Here is a 23,077-nt window from a genome sequence, read left to right on the forward strand (position 1 = left end):
ACGGATAAGAACTTGAAAAACTTACGACAACGCACAGCTTTACTACTCGAGGGCAATGGTGAATATCGCCAAATCGGCCACATCATCGACATATTTTTAATAACGCTGATAATGGTTAATGTGATTGCGATTGTCCTTGAATCTGTCGTTACTCTAGCTCATCACTATAAACAGGCATTTTTAATACTCGAGATCGGCTCGGTGAGTATATTTGCTGTCGAATATTTATTACGTTTTTGGTCATGCGTTGACCGCGTAGAATACAAAAGCTTAGAGTGCAGTGACTTTAAACGCCGCTTAAAGTACTTAATTTCCCCGCTCGCTATCATAGATTTACTAGCTATTTTACCAACACTACTGATGATGTTTATCACGTTTGATTTACGTTTCTTAAGGGTATTTAGGCTGCTCAGGATCTTTAAACTGACCCGCTACTCACGGGCTATGCAGCTACTATTGCAATCATTCCGAGAAGAAAGTGGTTCACTTATCGCTGCATTTTTTATCATGGCTGTGGTGCTCATTTTAGCCTCTTGTGGCATTTATTTAATTGAACATGATGTTCAGCCAGATAAGTTTGGCTCCATTCCTGCGGCAATGTGGTGGGCAATGGCAACCCTAACAACGGTAGGCTACGGCGATGTTGTGCCCGTAACACCATTAGGCCGTATTTTTGGCGGTGTAATAACACTACTCAGTATGGGGATGGTGGCTATTCCGACAGGTTTACTTGCTTCAAGTTTCTCAGAGCAGTTACGCAAACGTCGCGTACTTTTTTGTGATGCCGTGCATGAATGCCTTCATGACGGTAAGCTAGATGATGATCAGCTAGAGCATTTAGAACACTTACGTTGTAAGCTTGGCCTGAGTAAACAAGAAGCAAATAAAGCAATTAAATCTCAACTAAGTGCACGTACTAAAAATCTTTATTGCCGTCACTGTGGTGAACGCCAAGACTAGCAAAGCTTTAGTTCAAGCTTTGTCGCCAACACCACAATTAATTAGATTATGGTGTTGGTTCTCAACAAGGTTATTACTCTTCGTTAAACAATGAACGCCAATCTTTGCTTAATAATGCACTTACATCATCACCTGGAATTGGTTTACTAAACAAGTATCCTTGAAATAAATTACAGCCTAAGTTGCGTAAAAAGGTCAGCTGTTGCGCCGTTTCAACCCCTTCAGCAACACATTCTTTACCTAAGCTTTTTGCTAATGCCAGCGTTGACTCAATAATCGCTTCATCATCGCTATCTATACCAATATCAGTCACAAAACTACGGTCAATTTTTAGCACATCGATAGGAAAACGCTTTAAATATGTTAAAGACGCATAGCCAGTACCAAAATCATCCATATATAAACGACAACCTAACTGCTTCAATTTCGACATACTCGCAAGAGCTTGTGAAGAATCATGCATCAACACGGACTCTGTAATTTCAAACACCACTGAGCTGGCCGACACATCTGCAGAGACCAATGCTGTGCGGATCTCTTCAACTAACGATTTATATTCAAAATCCAATGCCGAAAGATTAATAGATACATATAAGTCAGGTCTTTGCTGTTGCCACTGTTTCAGCTCTATCAATGCTCTAGCCAAGGTTTGCAGCATAATCTTGGTGATCAAACCAACACTCTCTGCCGCAAGTGCAAACTCTTGTGGTTTATAAGTGGTGTTTTCCGGCCAACGCAGCAATACTTCAAGCCCATCGGCTTGGTGAGTTTTAGCATTAACAATGACTTGGTAATGATTACAAAATTCGCAGTTCTGATAAGCTTGGGTTAATTGCGATTCCAAGTGTAAGGCGCGCTGCACATGTTGATTCATTTCTTGCTTGTAAAATTGATAACAGCCTTCCAAGCTCTTTTTAGAATGATAAAGTGCTATATCAGCGGCTTTTATTAAATCCTTCGCATTGAGCGCATCATCGGGAGCCATAGCAACACCAATGCTTAAACTGATACTAATGGCCTGATCATGAATGATAATATTGTCATTCATACTAGCCATCAATTTAACACATAATAAAACCACCTCTTCGATTTGTTGAATACCTTCGACTAGCAGCATAAATTCGTCGCCACTGAAACGAGCAACACTATCTTTGGCTTGCAAACGCGATTTCAACCTTAGAGCCACTGCTTTTATGATCTCATCAGCAGCTTCATGCCCTAGCGAGTCATTAAAATATTTAAAGCGCTTAATATTAATATTAAGCAGTGCAGCTTTTGTATTTTGGGCTTTGGCTTGCTCAAGCGCATGCTCAACTCGGTCATTAAATAAAGTGCGATTTGGTAAGCCGGTTAAGCTGTCGTAATTTGCTAATACAAACAATTCATTCTCTGCCAGCTTTTGCGCATTTATATCAGTTAAAATCACAACGTAACTTTCTAAGCGTTGCTCAGAATCAGCAACGGCACTCACCTTGATCAACACATGGCGCGGCTCGCCATTGGCAAGATATACGGTATCTTCAGCAGAAAAATGCTCACCGACTTGTAATTCTTTCATAACCCGTAAGTAATTAACGCGAACACTGCGGCTTAGCCCTAAATGTAATGAGCAACTAGAACGATACTCAACCGGGAAATCAAATGCACTTTGTAATGCTTTGTTGGTCGCTAAAATTCGTAAACTTTTATCTAAAATAAATACCCAGTCGCGGGTTTGCTCAAATGCAGCACCAAATAAGCGCGCACGCTCTTCAAACACTAATTCACGTGTCATATTAGTGTAAGTGCCAGCTACTTTATCCGGTGTAGTACCTTGCCAGGCAACGACTTTGCCAAAATCTTTATACCAACGCCAATGCCCTGACTTATGACGTAGTCGATAAGTACAATTAAAGTACCCCTTTTCTGTTGATAAAAACTCTAACCACTCGATACGAAAATTTTGTTTATCTTTAGGATGAATTTTAGCTAAATAATCATCCAAATTAACCGATTCAACATCATAGCCGAGTTCATTTTTAAGCCGTGGTTGATAAATGATTGGACTGCTGGAATGCCAGTCCCATACCCCTGAACGACTCCCCTCTAAGGCTAGCTTTAAGCGCGCTTCACTTTCTTGACTTTCTCTATGAGCTGCAAGCAATAGCTGCTGGATCCGGTTACGACGCATAACCCAACTGGCAATTAAGACAAAAAACACTACCGCATAGAGCACCATAAATTGAGGTGCTCGCCATAGTGGATACTTAACCACAATATCCAGCACGGCCGGTGCAGTGTAATCTCCAGTCATTGGATCTGTCGCCCAAACTTTTAATTGATATCGACCGGGATTTAATTTTGGAAACAGCACTCGATTATTATTACGAGTATAAGACTTCTGCCCATCTGAGAGTTGGTATTCGTAAATAATACGTTCTTGATAGTTAAATGCCATCGCCGAAAAAGCCACTTCAAGACCAATATCATCATGTTCTAAAACAATTTTTTTGATCGGTTGTTTGAGATCAGTCGACAATTCACGCGACATTAAATCAATACTGGTGATATTAACGTGATCAATTAAGCCATGCTTTGGGTGATTTTCATTTGGGTAAAAGTACGTAAACCCCTTTAATGTGCCATACACTATTTGTCCGGTTTTTAAACGCGTAACTGCACCACTGTTAAACTCTGTAGAGGCCAAGCCTTCTGAAGTCGTAAATTGTTGAAAGTGCTTATTCTCAGGGTTTAGTCGCCAAATACCTTTATGACTACTCATCCAAATCATGCCCATCTCATCTAATACCATGTCGTACATTAAAGTACCGAGCTTATTTTTATCTAAGTCGATGGTATAAAGTAACTGGTAGGTCGTTGCATCGAGGCCAATCAAGCCAAAGTTAGATAAGCTGATCCACAGCACATTATTATTATCAACAACATAAGACATCACGTTCACAGCAAGGTTTTCATGCTGCTCAGGAACGGTATAAATTTTTGTCAAAGCAAACGTATTTGGATCAACCTGATATAATACCCCAGCATTAAAAAACAGCGGTGATTCAGGTTTGGTAGATAATGGCGGAAAGAAACCATAACTCAAAAACGGCTCAAAACTTTCAAACTCACCACCTAAAGAGGTTATTGTTTGACTATCAACATTATAAACAAACATGCCATGATCGGAATGAACATAAAATAAGTCTCCAGTAGGCATTAAGATAGAACCATGCACCTTGCCAGTGATCAGATGTTGTTGACTAGGATCGGCCGTTTTAGCAGGAAAAATTTCGTGGCTCTGTGGATCAAAACTGAATATGCCGCGATTAGTATATAACCACAGTCTATTTTTGTAGGGAGTGATTTTGTAAATATTAAATGCGGTAGTAAATAAATCTGCTTGATAGTCTTTTAAAAATACCTGACTTTGGTTAGTTTTTAAATCAACCGCAGTTAAGCCATTATGGGTCGCTAACCAGAGCTTGTTTTCAAACTCGGTTATTCCCCAAATAGAAGGATGTGACAACCCATCACCTGAAAGCATACTGGCATTCATATTTTCAAAATGGTAATTGTCATAAGGTAAGTAAAATGCCCCATCACTTTTTGTGGCAGCCCACATAGCACCATTTCTATCTTTAACTATATCGATAATACTTGGATCCACCAGTGAGTATTTACTTTCTTCTAACCTTTTGTTTTTAATGAGCTCGCCAGTAGTTAAATTTAATTTGAATAAGCCCTTATCTGTACCTAGTTCAAGAGTGCTATGTTCATTAATTATTTTCCAAACATTAAGATCGGCAAGAATAGTTTTATTTTTAAAAGGGATATCTGGGCGTTCAAACATAGTAGGTAAATCACTAATATCAACTTGATACAAGCCGCGTACTGCCCCCACATACAATTGTTCATTTTCGCCAATGGCTAGTGACTTTACATAATTTTGATAGGCATGCTCAGGCTCTTTACTTAAGTGCTCTAACTTTCGATATTGCCCAGTAGGAATATGATAAACATAAGCGCCGCTACTGGCAGCAATAAAAATATAATCTTTATAATGCAATAAATTCCGGATCACTGTGCCACGATCGCGTTCTCCGGGTAGTTCAAAGATTGTTTCAATTTGCCCCGTGGCTAAATCAAGACGAGCAAAGTCCCAGCCTCGACCTATCCATAATGACTTGTCATCGGTTGCGAGCATAGTAAATACAGACTGACTTAAGACTTGCTCTTCACTTATAGGTTTTGATAAAAACTGTTGATAACTATCAGTACTTGGATCATAACGAAACAGCCCAGCAACTAATGAAGCAATCCAAATATAACCTGCGGGATCTTGATAAAGAACATCAATCATCGCTTCATCTAACTCGCCATTAGGCCCCGCTATGTGCACAACTTGATAGCCGTCGTAACGATTCAAGCCACCTTCTGTCGCGAGCCATAAATAACCACTGTTATCAATTAGCATGTTACTTACATAGCTTTGTGACAAACCTTCACTAGGCGATAAACGTTTTACCTGTGCTAAAGCAAATTGGCTAGCAACTACACAGGCGGCTAACCAACATAAAATACAAGCCTTAAACCATTTAGCCATTTAAATTTCCACATCTTTGTTGAACAAATTAATACTGCATGGCCACTATTTTGCGTTGTTGATAAACAGCAAACAATGTATCCAAAGGTGTTGGTAATGTTAGCACAAAGTTAAAGCCTATTGATTGATAAAAATCAGCTAATTCTACGTAAGCAAACGTATAAACGAGTGAATTTTGATTAGACAAGACATGCTTTAGTAGTTGCTTTGCGAGCCCTTGACGACGTCTATTTGGTGCAACCAGCACAGTTGATAAGAATAAATAACCGTCACGATGTTGAATTCGACATGCAGCGACAATAATCAAGTCATGGTAGGCAACCCATACTTGATCACCTTTGGTTGCTCGGCCACGGGCATTATATTGACTGTAAAACTTATTAACTAAGGGGGTTTTAATCGCCTCTAAACGCTCAAAACGTAGTGTGCCCATCAACTTTGCATCGTTGCTAAATACTGTTCAAACTGTTGTTTTAAAAACATTTGCTCTGCAACCGGACGGTTATGAATAGTATTATATATTTGCTCACGAGTAGTCTTACCGCGCTTTATTTGATAAGCCCAAAATGACGCCTCGTAATCGAGCTGTATTTGATATTTTTGCTCACGCGGCAGTAAACATAAATTAAACGACATAAATTACCTGCTATCACTGTTCATATTAATACCTAAATTATAACAAACAACTATACCCAAACCACCTTAAGATGCGAGCGCTGTTGGAATAAAAGGCAATTTAGGCAAGATGCAAAGTTACGCCTTGATATTAAGCCCTGTGAAACGCAGAATTCTGCATCCAGGGGGGTGGGTATAAATAAAAGAGTCTCGGCTAAACTTGCGCTTTTTAGCTTTTAAACGTAGATTGAAGGCGTTTTTCGTCCCAATATGGAAACGATGTGATTAAATATTTCTTCCAATACATCATAGTATGCAGTTTGCTTGCACCATTTGGTAGTGTTGCAAAAAACCAACATATGCTATTTAATCGCCCGGCAGACACGCCGCAAGCCAGCTATGTTATTGAGTTAATGACCCTTGCTTATAACGAACTTGGTTATGAAGTACATATTATTGACTTTAACCACCAAAGCGCTTTATCTGCTGCCAATAATGGTACTCTTGATGGTCAATTAGGGCGCGTTTCAACAATCAGCCAACAATACACAAACTTACATGCAGTAAACTTCCCACTGTTTGAATTTAATCTAGTACTTTTAAAAAACTGCCAGCAATGTACATTTGAACAAATTAACAGTATCGCCATTCAAGTTGGCTACCCTGCAGCACAAAATTACTTAGACGAGCACCCATTTATGGGGGATATAATTAAAGTGAAAAGTGTTACTGCACAGCTCAATCTACTCACTCAACAAAAAGTACAAGGGGTATTACTGCTCGATTTTTTATTATCGACGAAGCACCCTCAGTTTGATGTTAATAAATTTCAAATTGAGCTACTTGCGCCGATCCAAAGCTTTCACTTTTTGCATTCTCGCCATCGTGCGTTAATACCTAAACTCGAAGAACAACTGCATAAACTAAATGAAAACGGCACCATCAGATTGCTCAAAGCTAAATATAATCTTGATTAGAAACCAAAATCTTCCTGCTTAGGTGAAGCGGCTTGTTCAGTAAGCGCTCTGCGTTTTTGTAAGTAACGCTTATAGCGCTGTTGGCATAAACTGATGACATGTTTTTTTTCAACATTTGAAAATGAATTCCAGCCAAACCGTTCTTCGCGGCTGCGATAGCAGCCTTTGCAATAGCCGCGGTTATTCACCTCACAAATGCCTTTGCAAGGGCTTGGAATTTCAAAAATTTCAATTTGTTGCATAGCCAGCATCAGTCAATAAAGCGTGTTTTGAGTATAGCCCGTTTTTTAAACGAAAAAAAACCGTAACTTAATGACGGTTTTAAATCTATTGAACCTGAACCTTGGTTAATTTTATTGTTCGTGTTCTTTACTGTTGTATTCAGCTTTACGATGAAAAGGCTTTGCATACATAGCTAACACCAAGGGCTTTAACTCATCCGGGACATGCGCCATGCGTTGCTCAAATGACTGTGCGTCTGCTTTATCAATGACAGCTTGCTTACAACCACCGGCAATATAATTACCCGGGTGTAAAAAGAATGAGTCAATGATTTGTTCATCGATGGTTTTTGCTAACTGTTCAGGCGACTCACAGCCTGTTTCAATTGGCTGGCCAAACGCTAAATGAACATGTCCTTTGGCGGCACTAAAGCCTTCAACAATACTGGCAATATCTTCACCGGCCGATTTTACATACTGACCATGATGTTGCCTATGGTACAACTCCTTCGCTTTCGCAATTGCACACGGCTCATATTGATAAGAAATTGATACCGGCACAATTTTTAGCTCACGTACGTATTCAGAAAACTCTTTCTTTTGTTTGCGGCCATTTAATTGCAACATTTTCAGTAACGCTGGATCGGTTTGATCAAAACCATCTTTTGCACGACCTTCTTTTTGCGCAATCCAAATAGAATGACCACCAGCAAGTGAATCATAGATATACGCTGAAAGTTGTGATAATGCTTTGAGCATCTCTTTAGGTGCTTTAGCTGAGCGCTTAACAATAAAACTCTTATTAAGACGCATTAACTCCGTAATATAAGGGATCTGCAGTAGGTTATCGCCTATAGCGATACGCACTGTTTTCATATTATGGCTAAACAATCCCCAATTCACTAATGCAGGATCAAGTACGATATCGCGATGATTTGAGATAAATAAATACGCTTGTTTTGGATCCAGTTGCTCTAACCCAGAAAAAGTAACTTCTGAGGTAGTGCGCTTCACTAATAATGCTAAATACTTGGCCACCTCTTGCTGTACTTGTTCAACAGAGTTAACAGCCCCCCATTTTTTTTGTAGTTGGCGGCGAACTAAAAAACGCGCAAAAAATGGCACCGAGGATATAAAGCGCGGCAAATTATATTTTGCTAATACATCAATAAATGCGTTATCTGCAATCAAACGAGCAACTGAGTCAGCTACTTCGTCGTCGTTGTAAGGTCTTATATCGGCGTACTTATCCACTAATTCACTCATTACTGCTTCTATAAAGTTAAAAAAACGGCACGTAAAATACGTACCGTTTATATTATGCTCCCGATTATAACTCAGGCAAACTAAAATGCGAACTAACTCACACTATTGCATTTTAGTGCAAACTGAGATGCGCTCTTGAAAGTACTTATAGAACACTTAATTACGCAATGCTCTTACCAGTTACTTGACGTTTTTTTTGCCATGCTATCGCAACTAGACGCAACATCAGTATGATTAAAATTACTCCGCAAATAAAACTTAACCAGTGTGGCAACACTTCATGTTCTTCACCTAATAATGGGGTAACAACAAAACCAAACTCAGTTACTAAATAATCAGTTAAAAAACCAAAGCATAATGCAACACCGATGACGCCAGTTAAATAAGCCGCAACAGCACGTTTACCAAGCTCATTAGCCACAACACCTAAAGTAGCAATATTTGTGGCTGGTCCTGCAAGCATAAACACTAATACAGCCCCTGGAGATACCCCACTCAATAACAAACCAGCCGCAATAGGCGTCGATGCTGTGGCACAAATATACATAGGAATACTGATCAATATCACCACTAACATAGCGAGAATACCGCTACCCCACTGTGTTAAAAAGGATTCTGGCACATATGTTTGTACTAATGCCGCAAAAAATAAACCAATCATTAACCACACCATAGTATCGGATAATAGCTTGTTACAGCTAAAGCTCAGTGCTTGGCGCATCTTTTGCCATTGGCTTGGCGCTGCAACGCTTGATGTATCGCAACAACTGGTTTCAGCTGTAGGCGCTGCCGGTTTTGACGCGCAACAACTACTTTTAATTTCTGGATCTACCTGTTTAGGTGCGCAGCAACTTGCTTTAGTTTCTGACGCTGCTGCTTTCGCGGTGCAGCAACTGCTTTTAACTTCAGGCTCTAATTCTAGGTGCTGCTTATCAGTGTCACGCCCTACTAACACACCTGCCACAATGGCACTGCATATTGCGGCTATGGGGCGGATAATCGCCATAAATGGGCCTAATAACACATACGATACTGACACCGAATCAACCCCTGTTTCAGGCGTTGAAACTAAAAACGCCGTCGTAGCACTTTTTGAAGCGCCTGCTCGCCTGAGACCTATCGCCGCAGGAATAACACCACACGAACATAAAGGCATTGGTGCGCCAATTAAAGCCGCTTTTACTGTGGTCCAAAAACCTTCTTTACCTAAATGGGTATTTAAGAAATTTGCCGGTAAATACACATTTAATATCCCAGCAATGAGCAAGCCAAGCATTAGCCAAGGAGCTGATAATAGAAATAGCTGCCAAAAATTATTGAGTAAGTCCATCTATGTCCTCCAACGTGGTTAATATCGAACAATTATCGGCAGGCTCTTCACCGCCGCAGCACCTGTCAGCCAGTATCGATAATGATTTATGAAAGCGTGTTAATTCAGCAATACGTTTTGCGACTAAATCACGTTTTTGAATTGTTAAATTTTTCACTTCATGGCATGAGTGCTGGTGCTTTTTAAACTTAATTTGCAATAATTCTTTGATCTCTGACAAACTAAAACCAACATTCTTAGCGCGTAAAATAAACTCCATTTGTTTTAATGCGGTTTCATCGTAATCACGGTAACCTGCCCCAGTTCGACTCGATGGCGTTAACAAATTATGTTTTTCATAGTATCTTAGAGTATCTGTAGAGACACCTAATTGATTAGCAAACTCACCTATTTTCACCTGTGTCTCCAATAAGAGTATTAGCAACTGATGCCTAGTATAAACCTTAGAGTACACACCAAGGTCAAGCATTAAAATCATTTTATTTAATAAGGAAAGCGCATGAATATTACCCTTCTCGATACTGCCACATTAGCAGGCACATCACTTGAGCCTTTTCAAACGCTTGGTAATTTCACCAGCTATCCGCTAACTAGCCCTGAACAAGTATTAGCTCACAGTAGCGGAGCTCAGGTGTTGATCACCAATAAAGTGGTGCTTAATCGTGAAACGCTGGCAAAACTTCCAGAGTTGAAGCTTATCTGTGTAGCTGCAACTGGCACTAACAATGTTGATTTAGCAGCCGCTAAAGAGTTTGGTATTGCTGTGACTAATGTTGCGGGCTACTCAACGCCTTCAGTTGTTCAACATACTTTTGCGTTGATCACCAACTTACTCGGTAACACCCACCGCTATATTGCTGACTGTCAACAAGGTCTTTGGCAACAAAGCGACATGTTCTGTCGTTTGGATTATAGCTTTAATGATATTGGCGATAAAACCTTCGCTATTATCGGTTATGGCTCGCTTGGCAAAGCCGTTGCTGATGTTGCAAAGGCGTTTGGTGCAAATGTGATCATCAGTGAGCGCAAAGGTGATAAGCCAAGAGAAGGCCGCACGGAGTTTTATCAGGCAATAAAGAATGCAGATATTATCAGTATTCATTGTCCATTAACGGATGAAAGCCGAGATCTAATTGGCAGCGAAGAGCTGGCAATGATGAAACCAAGCGCCATTTTAATTAACACTGCCCGCGGTGGGATTGTTAATGAAGCACAGTTAGCGCAGGCATTGACTAATAAACAAATAGCAGGAGCTGGATTTGATGTATTAACCAAAGAGCCTGCGGCAGAGAATAACCCATTAGCCGTTTATCGTGGCGACAACTTAATTTTAACTCCCCATATAGCATGGGCAAGCGAGGAGTCAATTATTCGCTTAGTGAAACAGGTGAGCCTAAATATCAGTGCATTTAGCCAAGGCGAAAGCTTAAATAGGTTGGTGTAATAAACTAAATTTTAGCCTTTAACACTATGCAAGGTGGTTAAATACAGTTTTCCACCTTGCAAAAAACAACTAACCATATGATTTTTAATAAGTAAAAATATTGGCAGATTCTTTGCTACTAAATAAAAAATTAATAAACACTATTTAGTATCAGGATTAAATAATGAAAAAAGTACTTTTAATTGCCGCACTAACAGCTCCTTTTTTAACCGGCTGCGTGATTGCCGTATCAGACGGCGAAGCAGAAAGTCATTGGGCCGGTAATAATTCAAGCTGGGAAAAACATCATCAAGCGAATCGTGAAAAAATTGCATCACTAGCGTTAGATACCAGCTATCAGAGTGTTTTAAGCCAATTAAAAACCCCTGAATTTACAGAGTTATTAAAAAAAGAAGATGATGTATACCAAGTATTATTCTATGCAACGCACAGCATCCACTCTGACGGAAAAATGACAAAAGATGAATGTACGCCACTTGTCTTTAAAAACGACAAGTTAATTGGTGTGGGTGATAGTATTTATAATTCTCTTAACGCTATTTAAGCTCAAATCAACTAAAGAGTGAACAAACATTCACTCTTTAGTTACAGTAATGACTCACTTTTACCACTTGCGGCAATAACTCGAGCAACAATTCTGTCCCGCCCAGTATCTTTCGCCTCATATAAACCAAGATCAGCTTCTTCAAGCAAGGTATGCTCAGCATACACTTGGCCAAACTCAGTGGTAGCAATACCGATACTAATGGTAATGTGCTCAGCATTAAGTGAGGCTTTATGCGGTATCTTGAGAGCATTTACAGCACTTCTAAGCTTATTAGCAAACACCAATGCTTCTTGTTGATTGATATTAGGTAATACAGCGGCAAACTCCTCTCCACCATAGCGAGCAACAAAGTCACTACCACGTTCACATGCAGTAACTAACGCATGTGCCACTCGCTTGAGACAATCATCCCCAGCACGATGACCATAACAATCGTTATAACGTTTGAAGTGATCTATATCCATTAATAACACCGATAATGGCGTACCTGCACGGCGACTTCGGCGCCATTCTCGCGAAAGATTTTCATCTAAATAGCGACGATTGGGGATCTCCGTCAAACCATCAATTGACGCTAGCATTTCAAGCAAATCATTCTTTTGTTTGATCAGTAACTGATTACGTACCCGGGCACGCACGATAGCCGTGCTAAATGGTTTAGCAATATAATCCATCGCCCCTAATTCAAACCCTTTAGCTTCATCATCATGGCTAGTATTAGCTGAAATAAAAATGACAGGGATCGTTTGCGTACTCGGATTTTCTTTTAACTGAATTAAAACGTCATACCCATCAATTCCCGGCATCACAATATCGAGAATAATTAAATCAACTTCGGTTGATTTAACAAACGTTAAGGCTTTTTCGCCACTTTCGACCAAAAATATTTCATGATCACTCGCCAATGTTTTTTCTAACACTAATCGATTTAATGGGTCATCATCAACGATCAGTATTTTAGCTTTCTTCAACATCTGCTGATCCCTGTAGTTGAATGTATCTATTTATTTGCTCTAATTCGAACACAAGTTGAGTCAAGTCTAATTGCTCTACACTTTGCGATTTTTGCAGTTCAGTTTCTAATTGCTGAGCAACCGCACTAAGACGCTTAAATCCGAGATTTCCTGACACACCTTTGATGGTATGCACTAATCGTTCCAAGGCACTAAGCTCAGTAGAAACTTGCAATTGCTGTATATGACTATCACATAACTGAGCAAACTTATCCAACATAGTCTGTAGTAAAGTATTATCACCTGAGAATTGAGCTAATGCAAAAGAACGATCAAAAAATATAAACTGGGATGTTTTAAGCTCATTGATTGCCGCTAATAAAGCTGCCGCAATAACAGGTTTAGTGAGATGCTTATTCATACCGGCTGCGAATGAACGCTGTTCATCAGCCAACTCACTGTGCGCCGTAAGCGCAAAAATAGGTAGCTGTTGCTTATTATAACGTTGTCGCAATAAGGTCGTTGCTTGCAAGCCATCCACTTCTGGCATCTGGACATCCATCAGGATCAAATCAGGTTTTACTTGTTCTACTAAAGCAATTCCAGCCATCGCCGAATTTGCGGTCATAACATTAATATATGCTTGGCTTAAAACATTGCTAATAATATCGAGGTTTAACTGATTATCATCAATCACTAATACGAGTAACCCAGCAACATCAATGGTTACTGCTGATGTTGCAGTATCAGGCGTATCACCTTCGTTGAGCTGTAGTAGCCGTTGTACAAGGGCAGAACTTTTAACACTGACACTATGCGTATTATGGCTGCTAGGAAGCTCGATATCGGCATCATTTTTAACAACATATAACTGGGTGTTATTTTTCAGCAACGCCGTTTTTATATTAGGCCACTCTATAATGCTAGTTATATCAAAGTCATTTATAATAATTCGCTGCACCGCCGCAAGGTCTGTTGTATCTGTAAATTCAGATAACATACAATAACGTAGCTGCTGCAGAGGCTGTAACGCTTTGGGTAAATTAATCCCCCGAGAAGAATGTATAACCAATGTATTTGGCCAACTACGCGCTGTTGATTGCTGCTCAAGCGAAAACGTCACTGTGAAGAAAAACTCACTGCCTTGGCCTTTATCACTGACTACGTTAATTTCTGCGCCCATTAATGCGAGTTCATGTTTAACAATCGCAAGCCCTAACCCCACGCCTTGATGAGCTCGAGTGAGCGATTCATCGCCTTGTGTAAATGCATCAAATAATCGACTTTGATCAGCTTTATCAATACCAACCCCAGTATCTTTTACCGTAAAGCACAGTGTTTGCTGTGTTTTAGCTATATCATGGGCTGTTATTGTCAGTGTGATAGTGCCGTGCTGGGTAAATTTCACCGCATTCGTCAACAAATTACCGAGTACTTGTTGCAAGCGAATATGATCACCAATCAGCTGCGGGGCGATTAACGGGTCAACCTCAATATTATAAGTGAGGCCTTTTTGCTGGCAAAGCCCGATTAATACACTTTCACAACTATCTACAAGCGCAACTAACTCAAAGTTAACCAAATCTAATTGCACTTGGTTATTCTCACTACGTGCAAAATCAAGCATCCTGTTAAGCATAGTTAATAAATTTTGCGCAGCATTTTTTGCTTGCGCCGCATGTTGCTGCTGCTGAGTAGTTAAACCTTGTTGCACAACCATATCAATCAAGCCTGTCACCGCATTAAGTGGTGTACGGATTTCATGGCTTAAATTAGCAATAAAACGACTTTTAGCCTCAGTTGCACGCTCGGCATCCTGCTTAGCTTGCGTTAAATCACTCACATCTTGAATATGAATGACGTAATAATAAGGGGCTTGCTGTTCATCCCACACTAAAGATACGCTCAATTGCCACCAAAGATTGAGCTCTTGTTGCCCTAATGTAAGGTGGTACACTTTCTTTTTTTCGTTCAGTAATAGCGCTAATAACACCGCTATTTCTTGCCATTGCTGCTGTGAGAATAACTGCTCTAATGACAAATTTGAGGATGCTTTATCAATATCAAAAATCTTTCGAGCAGTCCGGTTCAGCTGTAATACCGTATGCTCAAGTGACAATAAAATCACCCCATTGGCAGCATACTCAATCGCACTGCGAAACTTAGATTCTGAGGCCTTTAATGCCAATAATGCATCTTGCTGAGCTGTGATGTCGCGGCCAATCCCCATTGACCCCAAAAGTTGATTTTGTTCGTTATAGAATGGCGCTATTGTTAATTGAAATGTTTGCTTAGCGGTTTCAATACGTTGTTCAGCTTTCGTTTTAGTTTGTAATACTTGTTGCTCAAGCTCACTGATTTGGCCACTATCATCACTAATATCACACAGCTGATGACCAACTAGCTGCCCTTGCTCAACCCCAATATATTGCTCATAAGCACGGTTGCAGCCTAAAAATGAACCATCAATATTTTTAAAATAAATTAGATCAGGCACACTATTCAACATAGTATTTAACAAGGCTAAATGCCGTTCTTTGGCTTCATAACTGCGCGCGAGTTCTCGTGTTTTTATTTTAACTTGTTCATCAAGTTCACTATTAGCTCGCTGGAGGGAGTCAACCAACTGCTGATTTTTACTAAGCACCCATTTTATTCTGCTAAACCATGGCTGCCAGTTAGTGGGTATTTGGTAATTTGAACGGGTTTTGTAGTGCACCTCATTTTGTTCAAGGTACGACATCAAGTAAGTCATCGGTTTTACAAAAATACGCTGACTCAACCACAATAACGTACTGAACATCATTACTAAAAACACACATAAAAAAATCAGTTCAATGCCTACCTCTATCAATATAGGGGAAATTAATTCAGCATGAGACTCAAAGTAGCCAGCATAAATAGGCAGCTGCTTTTGCGCTTGCACAAAAGTGATATTACTAAGTCCAGCGCCCTTTGATATTGAGCTATTCGTAAGACTCGCCATAGGCCAATACTCTGCCAGCGGCACACCTTTAATCTCATTTAACGAACTTGCAATGATATTTTTATCGTTGTTTAAAAAGATATATTCACCATTGCTTGGAGATATTTTGTGTAGCCAACTAGAAACCGCAGCCAAGTCATAAATTAAAATAATGTAATCTTCACTGCCTTGCTCGCGCGCGCGCCCGATTGAAAAATAGTGTTTACCCGCAATTTCGATTATCGCACTTGATGACAATGAGTTATCAACAAATTTAGGGAGTAAATGGCCATCAAGTACGTGGGTTAACATTAAGCTATCCCCATCATGACGACGCTTTATATATGCAAAACCTTGTTCATTCACATAAGCAACTGCAGCTAATGATTGAATTAACGATAATGCCGTATTAAAAGCGGGACCAAGTGCAATAACTTGTTGCCATTGGGTGACTACATTGGCCGTAGAAGCAAATTTACCCTGACCGACAATTTCACCACCACCGTCAGGGATTTTCCGATAGTAATAATTGGTTTGCTGATCAATATCTGCAAGCCATTGTTGATCAAATTGATAAGAAAGAGGTTGCTCATATTGTGAGAACAAAGTGCTCAATAAATCATTAGCAGCATTCATCGCATGCTCAACTTGTGCCGCTAGATTAGTAAAATCAGCTTCACGTTTAGCAACAGCTCGGTCCAACTTAATATTGTATAAATGAAGACACAATAGAAAAGCCACCAGCAATGGCACAATAAGTGCCACTGCCAATGAACGGTAGTAATGTTTTAAAGGTAGAAAGTTCAATCTACAGCCCGTCACTTGACGCTAATTTACAAGTTAGGTTAGCGAGCCAAGTGAACCAGTGCAAGCTATAAATTTTCCTCTGCAAATGAAGCTAAGCGACTTCTTACCACGCCATTTAAGTTAACCGTGGCACTGCCCTCAAAGTTTTTAAAACGCTCCACAATATAAGTTAAACCAGACGTTACTGGGGTTAAGTAATTACTATCTATTTGTGCAAGGTTACCAGAGCAAATCAGCTTAGTGCCTTCACCGCAGCGGGTAATAATCGTTTTTAGCTGCGAAGCGGTTAAGTTTTGGCTTTCATCTAAAATTACCACTGCGTTTTGAATACTACGACCACGCATAAAGTTTACTGACTTAAACTGTACGTTGGCTTTTTCCATAATGTAATTACGACTCGAAACGGGGTTTTCATCCCCCTTGTGTAGCACTTCTAATGTATCGGTAATGGCCGCAAGCCAAGGCGCCATTTTCTCTTCTTCCGTGCCGGGTAAAAAGCCTATTGATTCAGCGATTTCAGGAGTATTACGAGTAACGATAACTTTATCGTAAATGCCTTTTTCAATCACCATTTCCAAAGCACAAGCAAGCGCAAGTAAGGTTTTTCCACAGCCTGCGGGGCCAGTTAAAATAACCAGTTCAATACCCGTATCGAGTAACGCGTCCATCGCCATACCTTGGTAAATATTTTTTGGTTTTACTCCCCATGCTGATTGATGCATCAACCGCTCAATGCCGATGTCTTTGAGCATAATATGTTGATCATCGTAGGATTTGACCCTTGCCGCAAAATGGCCACTGTCATCCAATAAATATTCATTGCAAAAGACATCAGGGATCAAGCTTTTTGCTACTTTATGAAATGCATCGCGCCCGTGCTGCTGTGTTTCACATTCCCCCACATGTTGCCAAAAATCCCCGGTAATTTTTTTATAGCCGCTAGAGAGTAATGCAATGTCGTCAATCAATTGGTCGGTGCGGTAATCTTCAACAAATTTAAGTCCTGCACCTTTTGCTTTTAAGCGCATATTAATATCTTTGGTTACTAATACGACTTTACATTGAGCGTGTTGCTTTTGTAGGTGTACGGCACAATTGATTATGCGGTGGTCATTCTCATTGCCAGGTAAGCCAGAAATAGAATCCGCAAATAAATGATCATTAACAATAATTAGCGTGCCTGCTGAAGACGCTTTCGCTTTTTTATTACTAGGTAACGCGACGCCTTTAAGCATTTGCTCTGGGGTGGCGTCTTTAAGCACTTCATCCAAACCACGAATGGCCACACGGGCATCGCGGCTCACATCGTGTTTACGGTCTTTAATATGATCCAGTTCCTCTAAAACTGTCATAGGAATTACAACGTCGTGTTCTTGGAAAGATAAATAAGCGAGGGGCTCGTGGAGTAATACATTGGTATCTAGCACATACATTTTACTATCAAGGTTCGAAGCTTTTTCCATAGCACTTTCCTTACGTTTTATGATTTTTATGCTATACCCAACTAATTAAAATAAAACGGGTGCATGCTCCACCCTGAAAAACTTAATTGTTAAGGTATAATCTAAGTTTAGCTTAGATGTCATAAAAGTCTGTTTTATGACAAACCTTTTTTTTGTTTTGAATTAATCCTTAATACTTCAACTTAAATAGGAATAATTCACAGTTGATAAATTAATTAAAAGTGAGCTAGTTCGCACCTTGCAGTGGTGTTAGCTAACAGGTAACATAGCCGCCTTTTTCTTCATAGACGAGACATATATGAATTTTTCCTTAGGTCAGCGTTGGATCAGTGATACAGAGTCAGATTTAGGATTAGGCACAGTCGTTGCCCTAGAAGGCCGTCAGGTCAGCATTTTATTTCCCGCCAGTGGCGAAAACCGTGTTTATTCAATGCTAGAAGCACCGGTAACCCGCGTGGCATTTAATCCTGGTGATGTGATCAAAAGCGTTGAAGAATGGGAACTTACAGTCGAGTCAATTGAAACAATAGGTGATCTGCTTTGTTATCACGGCACCCGTGTTGACAACGGCGAGCCAGCACAATTAAAAGAAACCTTTTTAGATCACTTTATTAAATTTAATAAGCCGCAAGACCGGTTATTTGCTGGCCAAGTCGACCGCTTTGATCGATACACATTGCGCTATCAAACCTGGCAACACCAGTTTGAACGCCAGCAATCGCCAATTAAAGGCTTAATTGGTCAGCGCGCAAGCCTTATTCCTCATCAGCTTTACATTGCCCAAGAAGTTGGCAAACGCTTTGCGCCACGCGTATTACTCTCTGATGAAGTGGGTCTTGGGAAAACCATTGAAGCAGGGATGATTTTACATCAACAAATCATTAGCGGCCGCGCTAGTCGCGTACTGATTGTAGTACCTGAAAACCTCCAGCATCAGTGGCTAGTGGAAATGCTACGCCGTTTTAATTTGCACTTTTCTATTTTTGATGAAGAACGTTGTGATGAAGCATTTGCTGACTCACCGAATGTTTTCGATACTGAGCAATTAGTACTTACCAGTCTTGAATTTTTAGCGAAGAAAAAACGCTGGTTTGAACAAGCGACCATGGCTGATTGGGATTTATTAATAGTTGATGAAGCGCATCACTTAAGTATTAATAATGGTAAGCCTAGCACTGAATACCTGCGCATGGCAGAACTTAGCCAAGATATTCCAGGCCTGATATTACTGACCGCAACACCTGATCAACTTGGTCACCGCAGCCACTTTGCACGCTTGCAATTACTCGACCCAGATCGTTTTTATGATTACGATGCCTTCGTTGCAGAAGAAAGTAACTATAAGCATGTTGCCGAAGCTGCCAATCAATTGCTGCAAGAGCAGGCCCTTGATGACAGTGCAAAAGCCACATTAATTGCGCTATTAAAAGAAACTGATATCACAACACTTCTTGAACAAGCACAAAATGGCGATACTGCGGCCCGTAAAGAAATTTTAGCCATGTTATTAGATCGACATGGCACAGGTCGTATTTTATTTAGAAATAGCCGTAGCGGCATTGATGGCTACCCTAGCCGTAAACTGCACGCATATCCAATGGCCATGCCAAAACAATATAAAACCGCCATTTCGGTATTAGGCAATATGGGCGGCATTCAAAATGCTGAACTTAGCGCGCAACGTGCCCTTTTCCCAGAAAAGATTTTTCAAGAATTTGAAGGTGAAAGCGCCAGCTGGGGACAATTTGACCCTCGTGTAGATTGGTTAATCAACACGCTAAAAACCCTAAAACGCGAAAAAGTGCTGCTGATCTGTGCTAAAGCAGAAACAGCCATTAGTCTTGAGCAAATATTACGTGAGCGCGAAGCAATCAAAGCATCCGTGTTCCATGAAGGCATGACGATTATTGAACGTGACCGGGCAGCGGCGTTTTTTGCTGACGAGTACGACAATGCGCAAATACTGTTATGTTCTGAGATTGGCTCTGAAGGTCGTAACTTCCAATTTGCCCATCATTTAGTGTTGTTTGATTTACCACTAAACCCTGATTTACTTGAGCAACGTATTGGTCGTCTAGACCGTATTGGTCAAACTCAAGATATCAACATTCATGTGCCATACTTCGAAAATACTGCGCAAGAAGTATTACTGCGTTGGTATAACGAAGGCTTAGATGCCTTTGAAACCACCTCAAGCACTGGGCAATTATTATACAAAGAGTTCAAAGATGATCTGCTTGATTTTATTGCAGCGCATAACTGTGATGAAGACGAGCTAGAGCCATTACTCGAGCAGGTTGCCAGCCAAAACGCCGTGCTGCGTAAACAAATGGAAAGTGGTCGTGACCGCTTGCTAGAGCTACATTCTTCAGGGCAAGGCGCTGCTGATTCGCTGGTTGTCGATATTGAGAAACTAGACAATCAGTTTGAGCTTCCTAGTTATATGATCAATGTATTTGATACCTTTGGTGTTAGCCAAGAAGATAAAGGTGAAAATACCATTATCTTAAAACCGACTGAGCACATGTTAAATCCATCATTCCCAAGTTTAAAAGACGATGGAATGACAGTGACCTTCGACCGAGACACTGCATTAGCGCAAGAAGACGTGCATTTCATCAGTTGGGATCACCCTATGGTACAAGGTACCTTAGATATGATCTGCGATGATGACTTTGGAACCGCCTCAGTAGCACTGCTTAAAAATAAAAAATTACCCCCTGGTACTTTTTTTGTTGAGCTCATTTATGTTGCTACCGCTATGGCACCTAAAGCCCTGCAGGTTGGTCGTTTTTTACCGCCAACGCCAATTCGTATTTTGTTAGATAAAGCCAGCAACAACCTAGCTGATAATGTCGGCTTTGATGGTTTTAATCAGCAACTTTCAGCGGTAGGTCGCCAAACTGCGAGCAAACTAGCTGGCGCATTACAAAGTGCGATTCACCCAATGCTTAAAACTGCACAAGAGATGGCACAAACTAAGTTAGAGGGCATTCGCACAGCAGCTCTTGAGCAGATGCAGCAATCACTCAGTGAAGAGCAAGCTCGTTTAGCGGCACTTAAACAGATCAACCCTAATATTCGTGAAGAAGAACTGACCTTCTACGATAAGCAACGCACAGAGCTGGAAAACTATATCGGCAAAGCACAGTTACAATTAGATGCCATTCGTTTGATCGTGGTATCGCATTGATTTGGGAGCTGAGCTTTAAGTTATAAGCGGTAAGTTTTAAGTTCAAAAAAGCGCGATGTATTAAATACAACGCGCTTTTTTATTGCATTTGCGCGGGGTAAACCCGCGCCTACAAGGTATTACAAATTCGTCGCAGCGATTTTATATCGCGACAGCCGCTGTTTAGTGGCTGAATCTTATCCCGTGCTTATATTTTGCATTTGCGCGGGGTAAACCCGCGCCTACAAGGTATTACAAATTCGTAGCAGCGATTTTATATCGCGACAGGCGCTGTTCCGCGGTTAAATTTTATCCCGTACTTACTTTTAGCATTTGCGCGGGGTAAACCCGCGCCTACGAGGTATTACAAATTCGTAGCAGCGATTTTATATCGCGACAGGAGCTGTTTCGTGGCTGAATCTTATCCCGTGCTTATATTTTATATTTGCGCGGGGTAAACCCGCGCCTACGAGATATTACAAATTCGTAGCAGCGATTTTATATCGCGACAGGAGCTGTGCCGTGGCTGAGTTTTATCCCGTGCTTATATTTTATATTTGCGCGGAGTAAACCCACACCTACGCAGGTCTGCCTTTGTTGCGTTTACCCAATAAATACGCATCGCGGAATTTCATAAAATGTTGCTCGAGTTTAGTTGCAGCATCAGCCTCACCAGCTAACGCTAACACCATAATTGCCACTTCCGCGGTGCCAAGTTGATGGGCATGCGGCGCTATACGCAGGCGATAATCAGACAGCTTCTCAGCGGTGATCGACAGCACAGGTAAATTATCAAGATACGGGCTTTTGCGGATCATTTTTTTCGCTTCACGCCATGTGCCATCTAAAAAGATAAACAATGGGCGTTTATTTGGTAGATGCTCTACATCTGTAATAACACGCGTGGCATCTTCAACATCCGTGGCAGGAAAAATCACCATAGGCTGATACTGCGGATCGTTCAATAACGCTAACAGCTTTGCATCAGGTTTGGTTCTGTCCCAGCGAAAAGCGTAATTGTCAGGGACTATTTCAGCAATCAAACGACCGGTATTAGAAGGTTTAAAGCTTTCATTATGATACATCAGCATGCAAACAGCGGCATTGCACTGCGCCTGCTCTACGCCGTCACAAATACAATAATGCTTTGCAATTAAGCATTGCTCACAACGATCCATTTTGCCGCCACGGGCATTAAATTCACGGCGAGATTCACTAATTTGCTGGGCACGCAAGACAAGTACTGAATTAGAAGAGCGGTTAGTCACAAACTTTAATACCTAAAAATTGATCGGCGCGTATTGTAGCCAAAAACAGCGGGAATAGATATCAGATATCAGCTATCAGCTATCAGCTATCAGCTATCAGCTATCAGCTATCAGCTATCAGCTATCAGCTATCAGCTATCAGCTATCAGCTATCAGCTATCAGCTATCAGCTATCAGCTATCAGCTATCAGCTATCAGCTATCAGCTATCAGCTATCAGCTATCAGCTATCAGCTATCAGCTATCAGCTATCAGCTATCAGCTATCAGCTATCAGCTACAGCTATCAGCTATCAGCTATCAGCTATCAGCTATCAGCTATCAGCTATCAGCTATCAGCTATCAGCTATCAGCTATCAGCTATCAGCTATCAGCTATCAGCTATCAGCTATCAGCTATCAGCTATCAGCTATCAGCTATCAGCTATCAGCTATCAGCTATCAGCTACAAAATTTTGCTCATATTAACTTAGGTGTCAAGACGAATTTGTCTTAAACTGACGGCTG

16 protein-coding genes are annotated in these 23,077 nt (G+C 40.7%); 5 read left to right on the plus strand and 11 right to left on the minus strand.

The genetic code is table 11. From position 1 onward, the window contains the following. Window positions 1–12: 12 nt before the first annotated feature. A complete protein-coding gene (locus KAN5_RS11210) occupies window positions 13–960 on the plus strand; it encodes an ion transporter (protein ID WP_016708203.1) in 948 nt (315 codons plus the stop codon). Window positions 961–1,033: 73 nt separating this feature from the next. On the opposite strand, the gene KAN5_RS11215 is transcribed toward KAN5_RS11210, so the two are convergent. The 3 genes from KAN5_RS11215 to KAN5_RS11225 are packed head-to-tail and all read right to left on the minus strand — an operon-like array spanning window position 1,034 to window position 6,181. Beyond that, complete coding sequence (locus tag KAN5_RS11215) at window positions 1,034–5,545, minus strand: EAL domain-containing protein (protein WP_244389718.1); 4,512 nt, start codon at window positions 5,543–5,545, stop codon at window positions 1,034–1,036. A 28-nt stretch (window positions 5,546–5,573) separates the two neighbouring features. Further along, window positions 5,574–5,978: a GNAT family N-acetyltransferase gene (locus KAN5_RS11220; RefSeq protein WP_244389719.1), complete on the minus strand. Its 405-nt coding sequence runs from the start codon at window positions 5,976–5,978 to the stop codon at window positions 5,574–5,576. Next, window positions 5,978–6,181, minus strand: a complete 204-nt coding sequence (locus KAN5_RS11225; protein WP_016708206.1) for a DUF3283 family protein — start codon at window positions 6,179–6,181, stop codon at window positions 5,978–5,980. The genes KAN5_RS11220 and KAN5_RS11225 overlap by 1 nt, the downstream gene beginning before the upstream one ends. Before the next feature lie 260 nt (window positions 6,182–6,441). Here KAN5_RS11225 and KAN5_RS11230 point away from each other — a divergent pair, with 260 nt between their 5' ends. Next, entirely contained in the window at window positions 6,442–7,137 is a 696-nt protein-coding gene (locus KAN5_RS11230) for a transporter substrate-binding domain-containing protein (RefSeq protein ID WP_029216103.1), read from the plus strand. Here KAN5_RS11230 and KAN5_RS11235 read toward each other — a convergent pair. From KAN5_RS11235 to zntR, 4 genes are all read right to left on the minus strand, one after another. Next, complete coding sequence (locus tag KAN5_RS11235) at window positions 7,134–7,379, minus strand: DUF1289 domain-containing protein (RefSeq protein ID WP_016708208.1); 246 nt, start codon at window positions 7,377–7,379, stop codon at window positions 7,134–7,136. The genes KAN5_RS11230 and KAN5_RS11235 overlap by 4 nt on opposite strands. Before the next feature lie 111 nt (window positions 7,380–7,490). Then, window positions 7,491–8,624 carry a 1-acyl-sn-glycerol-3-phosphate acyltransferase gene (locus KAN5_RS11240; protein ID WP_016708209.1) on the minus strand — a complete coding sequence of 378 codons (1,134 nt, stop codon included), beginning with the start codon at window positions 8,622–8,624 and terminating at the stop codon, window positions 7,491–7,493. A gap of 160 nt (window positions 8,625–8,784) precedes the next feature. Next, window positions 8,785–9,954 carry an SO_0444 family Cu/Zn efflux transporter gene (locus KAN5_RS11245; protein ID WP_138554641.1) on the minus strand — a complete coding sequence of 390 codons (1,170 nt, stop codon included), beginning with the start codon at window positions 9,952–9,954 and terminating at the stop codon, window positions 8,785–8,787. Next, window positions 9,938–10,351, minus strand: coding sequence for a Zn(2+)-responsive transcriptional regulator (gene zntR / locus KAN5_RS11250; RefSeq protein ID WP_016708211.1), 414 nt, complete (start codon window positions 10,349–10,351; stop codon window positions 9,938–9,940). The genes KAN5_RS11245 and zntR overlap by 17 nt, the downstream gene beginning before the upstream one ends. A gap of 102 nt (window positions 10,352–10,453) precedes the next feature. Between zntR and KAN5_RS11255 the strand changes: the two genes are divergently transcribed. Next, window positions 10,454–11,398: a D-2-hydroxyacid dehydrogenase gene (locus KAN5_RS11255; protein ID WP_016708212.1), complete on the plus strand. Its 945-nt coding sequence runs from the start codon at window positions 10,454–10,456 to the stop codon at window positions 11,396–11,398. Between the two features lie 163 nt (window positions 11,399–11,561). After that, window positions 11,562–11,942: a DUF3192 domain-containing protein gene (locus KAN5_RS11260; protein ID WP_016708213.1), complete on the plus strand. Its 381-nt coding sequence runs from the start codon at window positions 11,562–11,564 to the stop codon at window positions 11,940–11,942. A gap of 41 nt (window positions 11,943–11,983) precedes the next feature. Here KAN5_RS11260 and KAN5_RS11265 read toward each other — a convergent pair whose 3' ends face one another. The 3 genes from KAN5_RS11265 to KAN5_RS11275 form a co-directional block, all read right to left on the minus strand. After that, window positions 11,984–12,919 carry a diguanylate cyclase gene (locus KAN5_RS11265; RefSeq protein WP_016708214.1) on the minus strand — a complete coding sequence of 312 codons (936 nt, stop codon included), beginning with the start codon at window positions 12,917–12,919 and terminating at the stop codon, window positions 11,984–11,986. Then, window positions 12,903–16,670, minus strand: a complete 3,768-nt coding sequence (locus tag KAN5_RS11270; protein ID WP_244389720.1) for an ATP-binding protein — start codon at window positions 16,668–16,670, stop codon at window positions 12,903–12,905. The genes KAN5_RS11265 and KAN5_RS11270 overlap by 17 nt, the downstream gene beginning before the upstream one ends. Window positions 16,671–16,735: 65 nt before the next feature. Then, window positions 16,736–18,133, minus strand: a complete 1,398-nt coding sequence (locus KAN5_RS11275) for a PhoH family protein (RefSeq protein WP_138554643.1) — start codon at window positions 18,131–18,133, stop codon at window positions 16,736–16,738. Between the two features lie 298 nt (window positions 18,134–18,431). Here KAN5_RS11275 and rapA point away from each other — a divergent pair, with 298 nt between their 5' ends. Further along, window positions 18,432–21,326, plus strand: a complete 2,895-nt coding sequence (rapA, locus tag KAN5_RS11280; RefSeq protein WP_244389721.1) for an RNA polymerase-associated protein RapA — start codon at window positions 18,432–18,434, stop codon at window positions 21,324–21,326. Between the two features lie 557 nt (window positions 21,327–21,883). Here the strand turns inward: rapA and KAN5_RS11285 are convergent. After that, window positions 21,884–22,573: a tRNA-uridine aminocarboxypropyltransferase gene (locus KAN5_RS11285; protein WP_244389722.1), complete on the minus strand. Its 690-nt coding sequence runs from the start codon at window positions 22,571–22,573 to the stop codon at window positions 21,884–21,886. Window positions 22,574–23,077 lie beyond the last annotated feature (504 nt).

Origin of the sequence: Pseudoalteromonas sp. KAN5 (assembly GCF_022846535.1) — a bacterium.
Lineage (GTDB): Bacteria > Pseudomonadota > Gammaproteobacteria > Enterobacterales > Alteromonadaceae > Pseudoalteromonas > Pseudoalteromonas haloplanktis.

Coding starts and splice junctions, on each gene's coding strand:
- KAN5_RS11235 (WP_016708208.1), bottom strand. CDS start 7,379: ATGCAACAAATTGAAATTTTTGAAATTCCAAGCCCTTGCAAAGGCATT.
- KAN5_RS11260 (WP_016708213.1), top strand. CDS start 11,562: ATGAAAAAAGTACTTTTAATTGCCGCACTAACAGCTCCTTTTTTAACC.
- KAN5_RS11225 (WP_016708206.1), bottom strand. CDS start 6,181: ATGTCGTTTAATTTATGTTTACTGCCGCGTGAGCAAAAATATCAAATA.
- KAN5_RS11275 (WP_138554643.1), bottom strand. CDS start 18,133: ATGGAAAAAGCTTCGAACCTTGATAGTAAAATGTATGTGCTAGATACC.
- KAN5_RS11245 (WP_138554641.1), bottom strand. CDS start 9,954: ATGGACTTACTCAATAATTTTTGGCAGCTATTTCTATTATCAGCTCCT.
- KAN5_RS11220 (WP_244389719.1), bottom strand. CDS start 5,978: ATGGGCACACTACGTTTTGAGCGTTTAGAGGCGATTAAAACCCCCTTA.
- KAN5_RS11265 (WP_016708214.1), bottom strand. CDS start 12,919: ATGTTGAAGAAAGCTAAAATACTGATCGTTGATGATGACCCATTAAAT.
- KAN5_RS11255 (WP_016708212.1), top strand. CDS start 10,454: ATGAATATTACCCTTCTCGATACTGCCACATTAGCAGGCACATCACTT.
- KAN5_RS11215 (WP_244389718.1), bottom strand. CDS start 5,545: ATGGCTAAATGGTTTAAGGCTTGTATTTTATGTTGGTTAGCCGCCTGT.
- KAN5_RS11240 (WP_016708209.1), bottom strand. CDS start 8,624: ATGAGTGAATTAGTGGATAAGTACGCCGATATAAGACCTTACAACGAC.
- rapA (WP_244389721.1), top strand. CDS start 18,432: ATGAATTTTTCCTTAGGTCAGCGTTGGATCAGTGATACAGAGTCAGAT.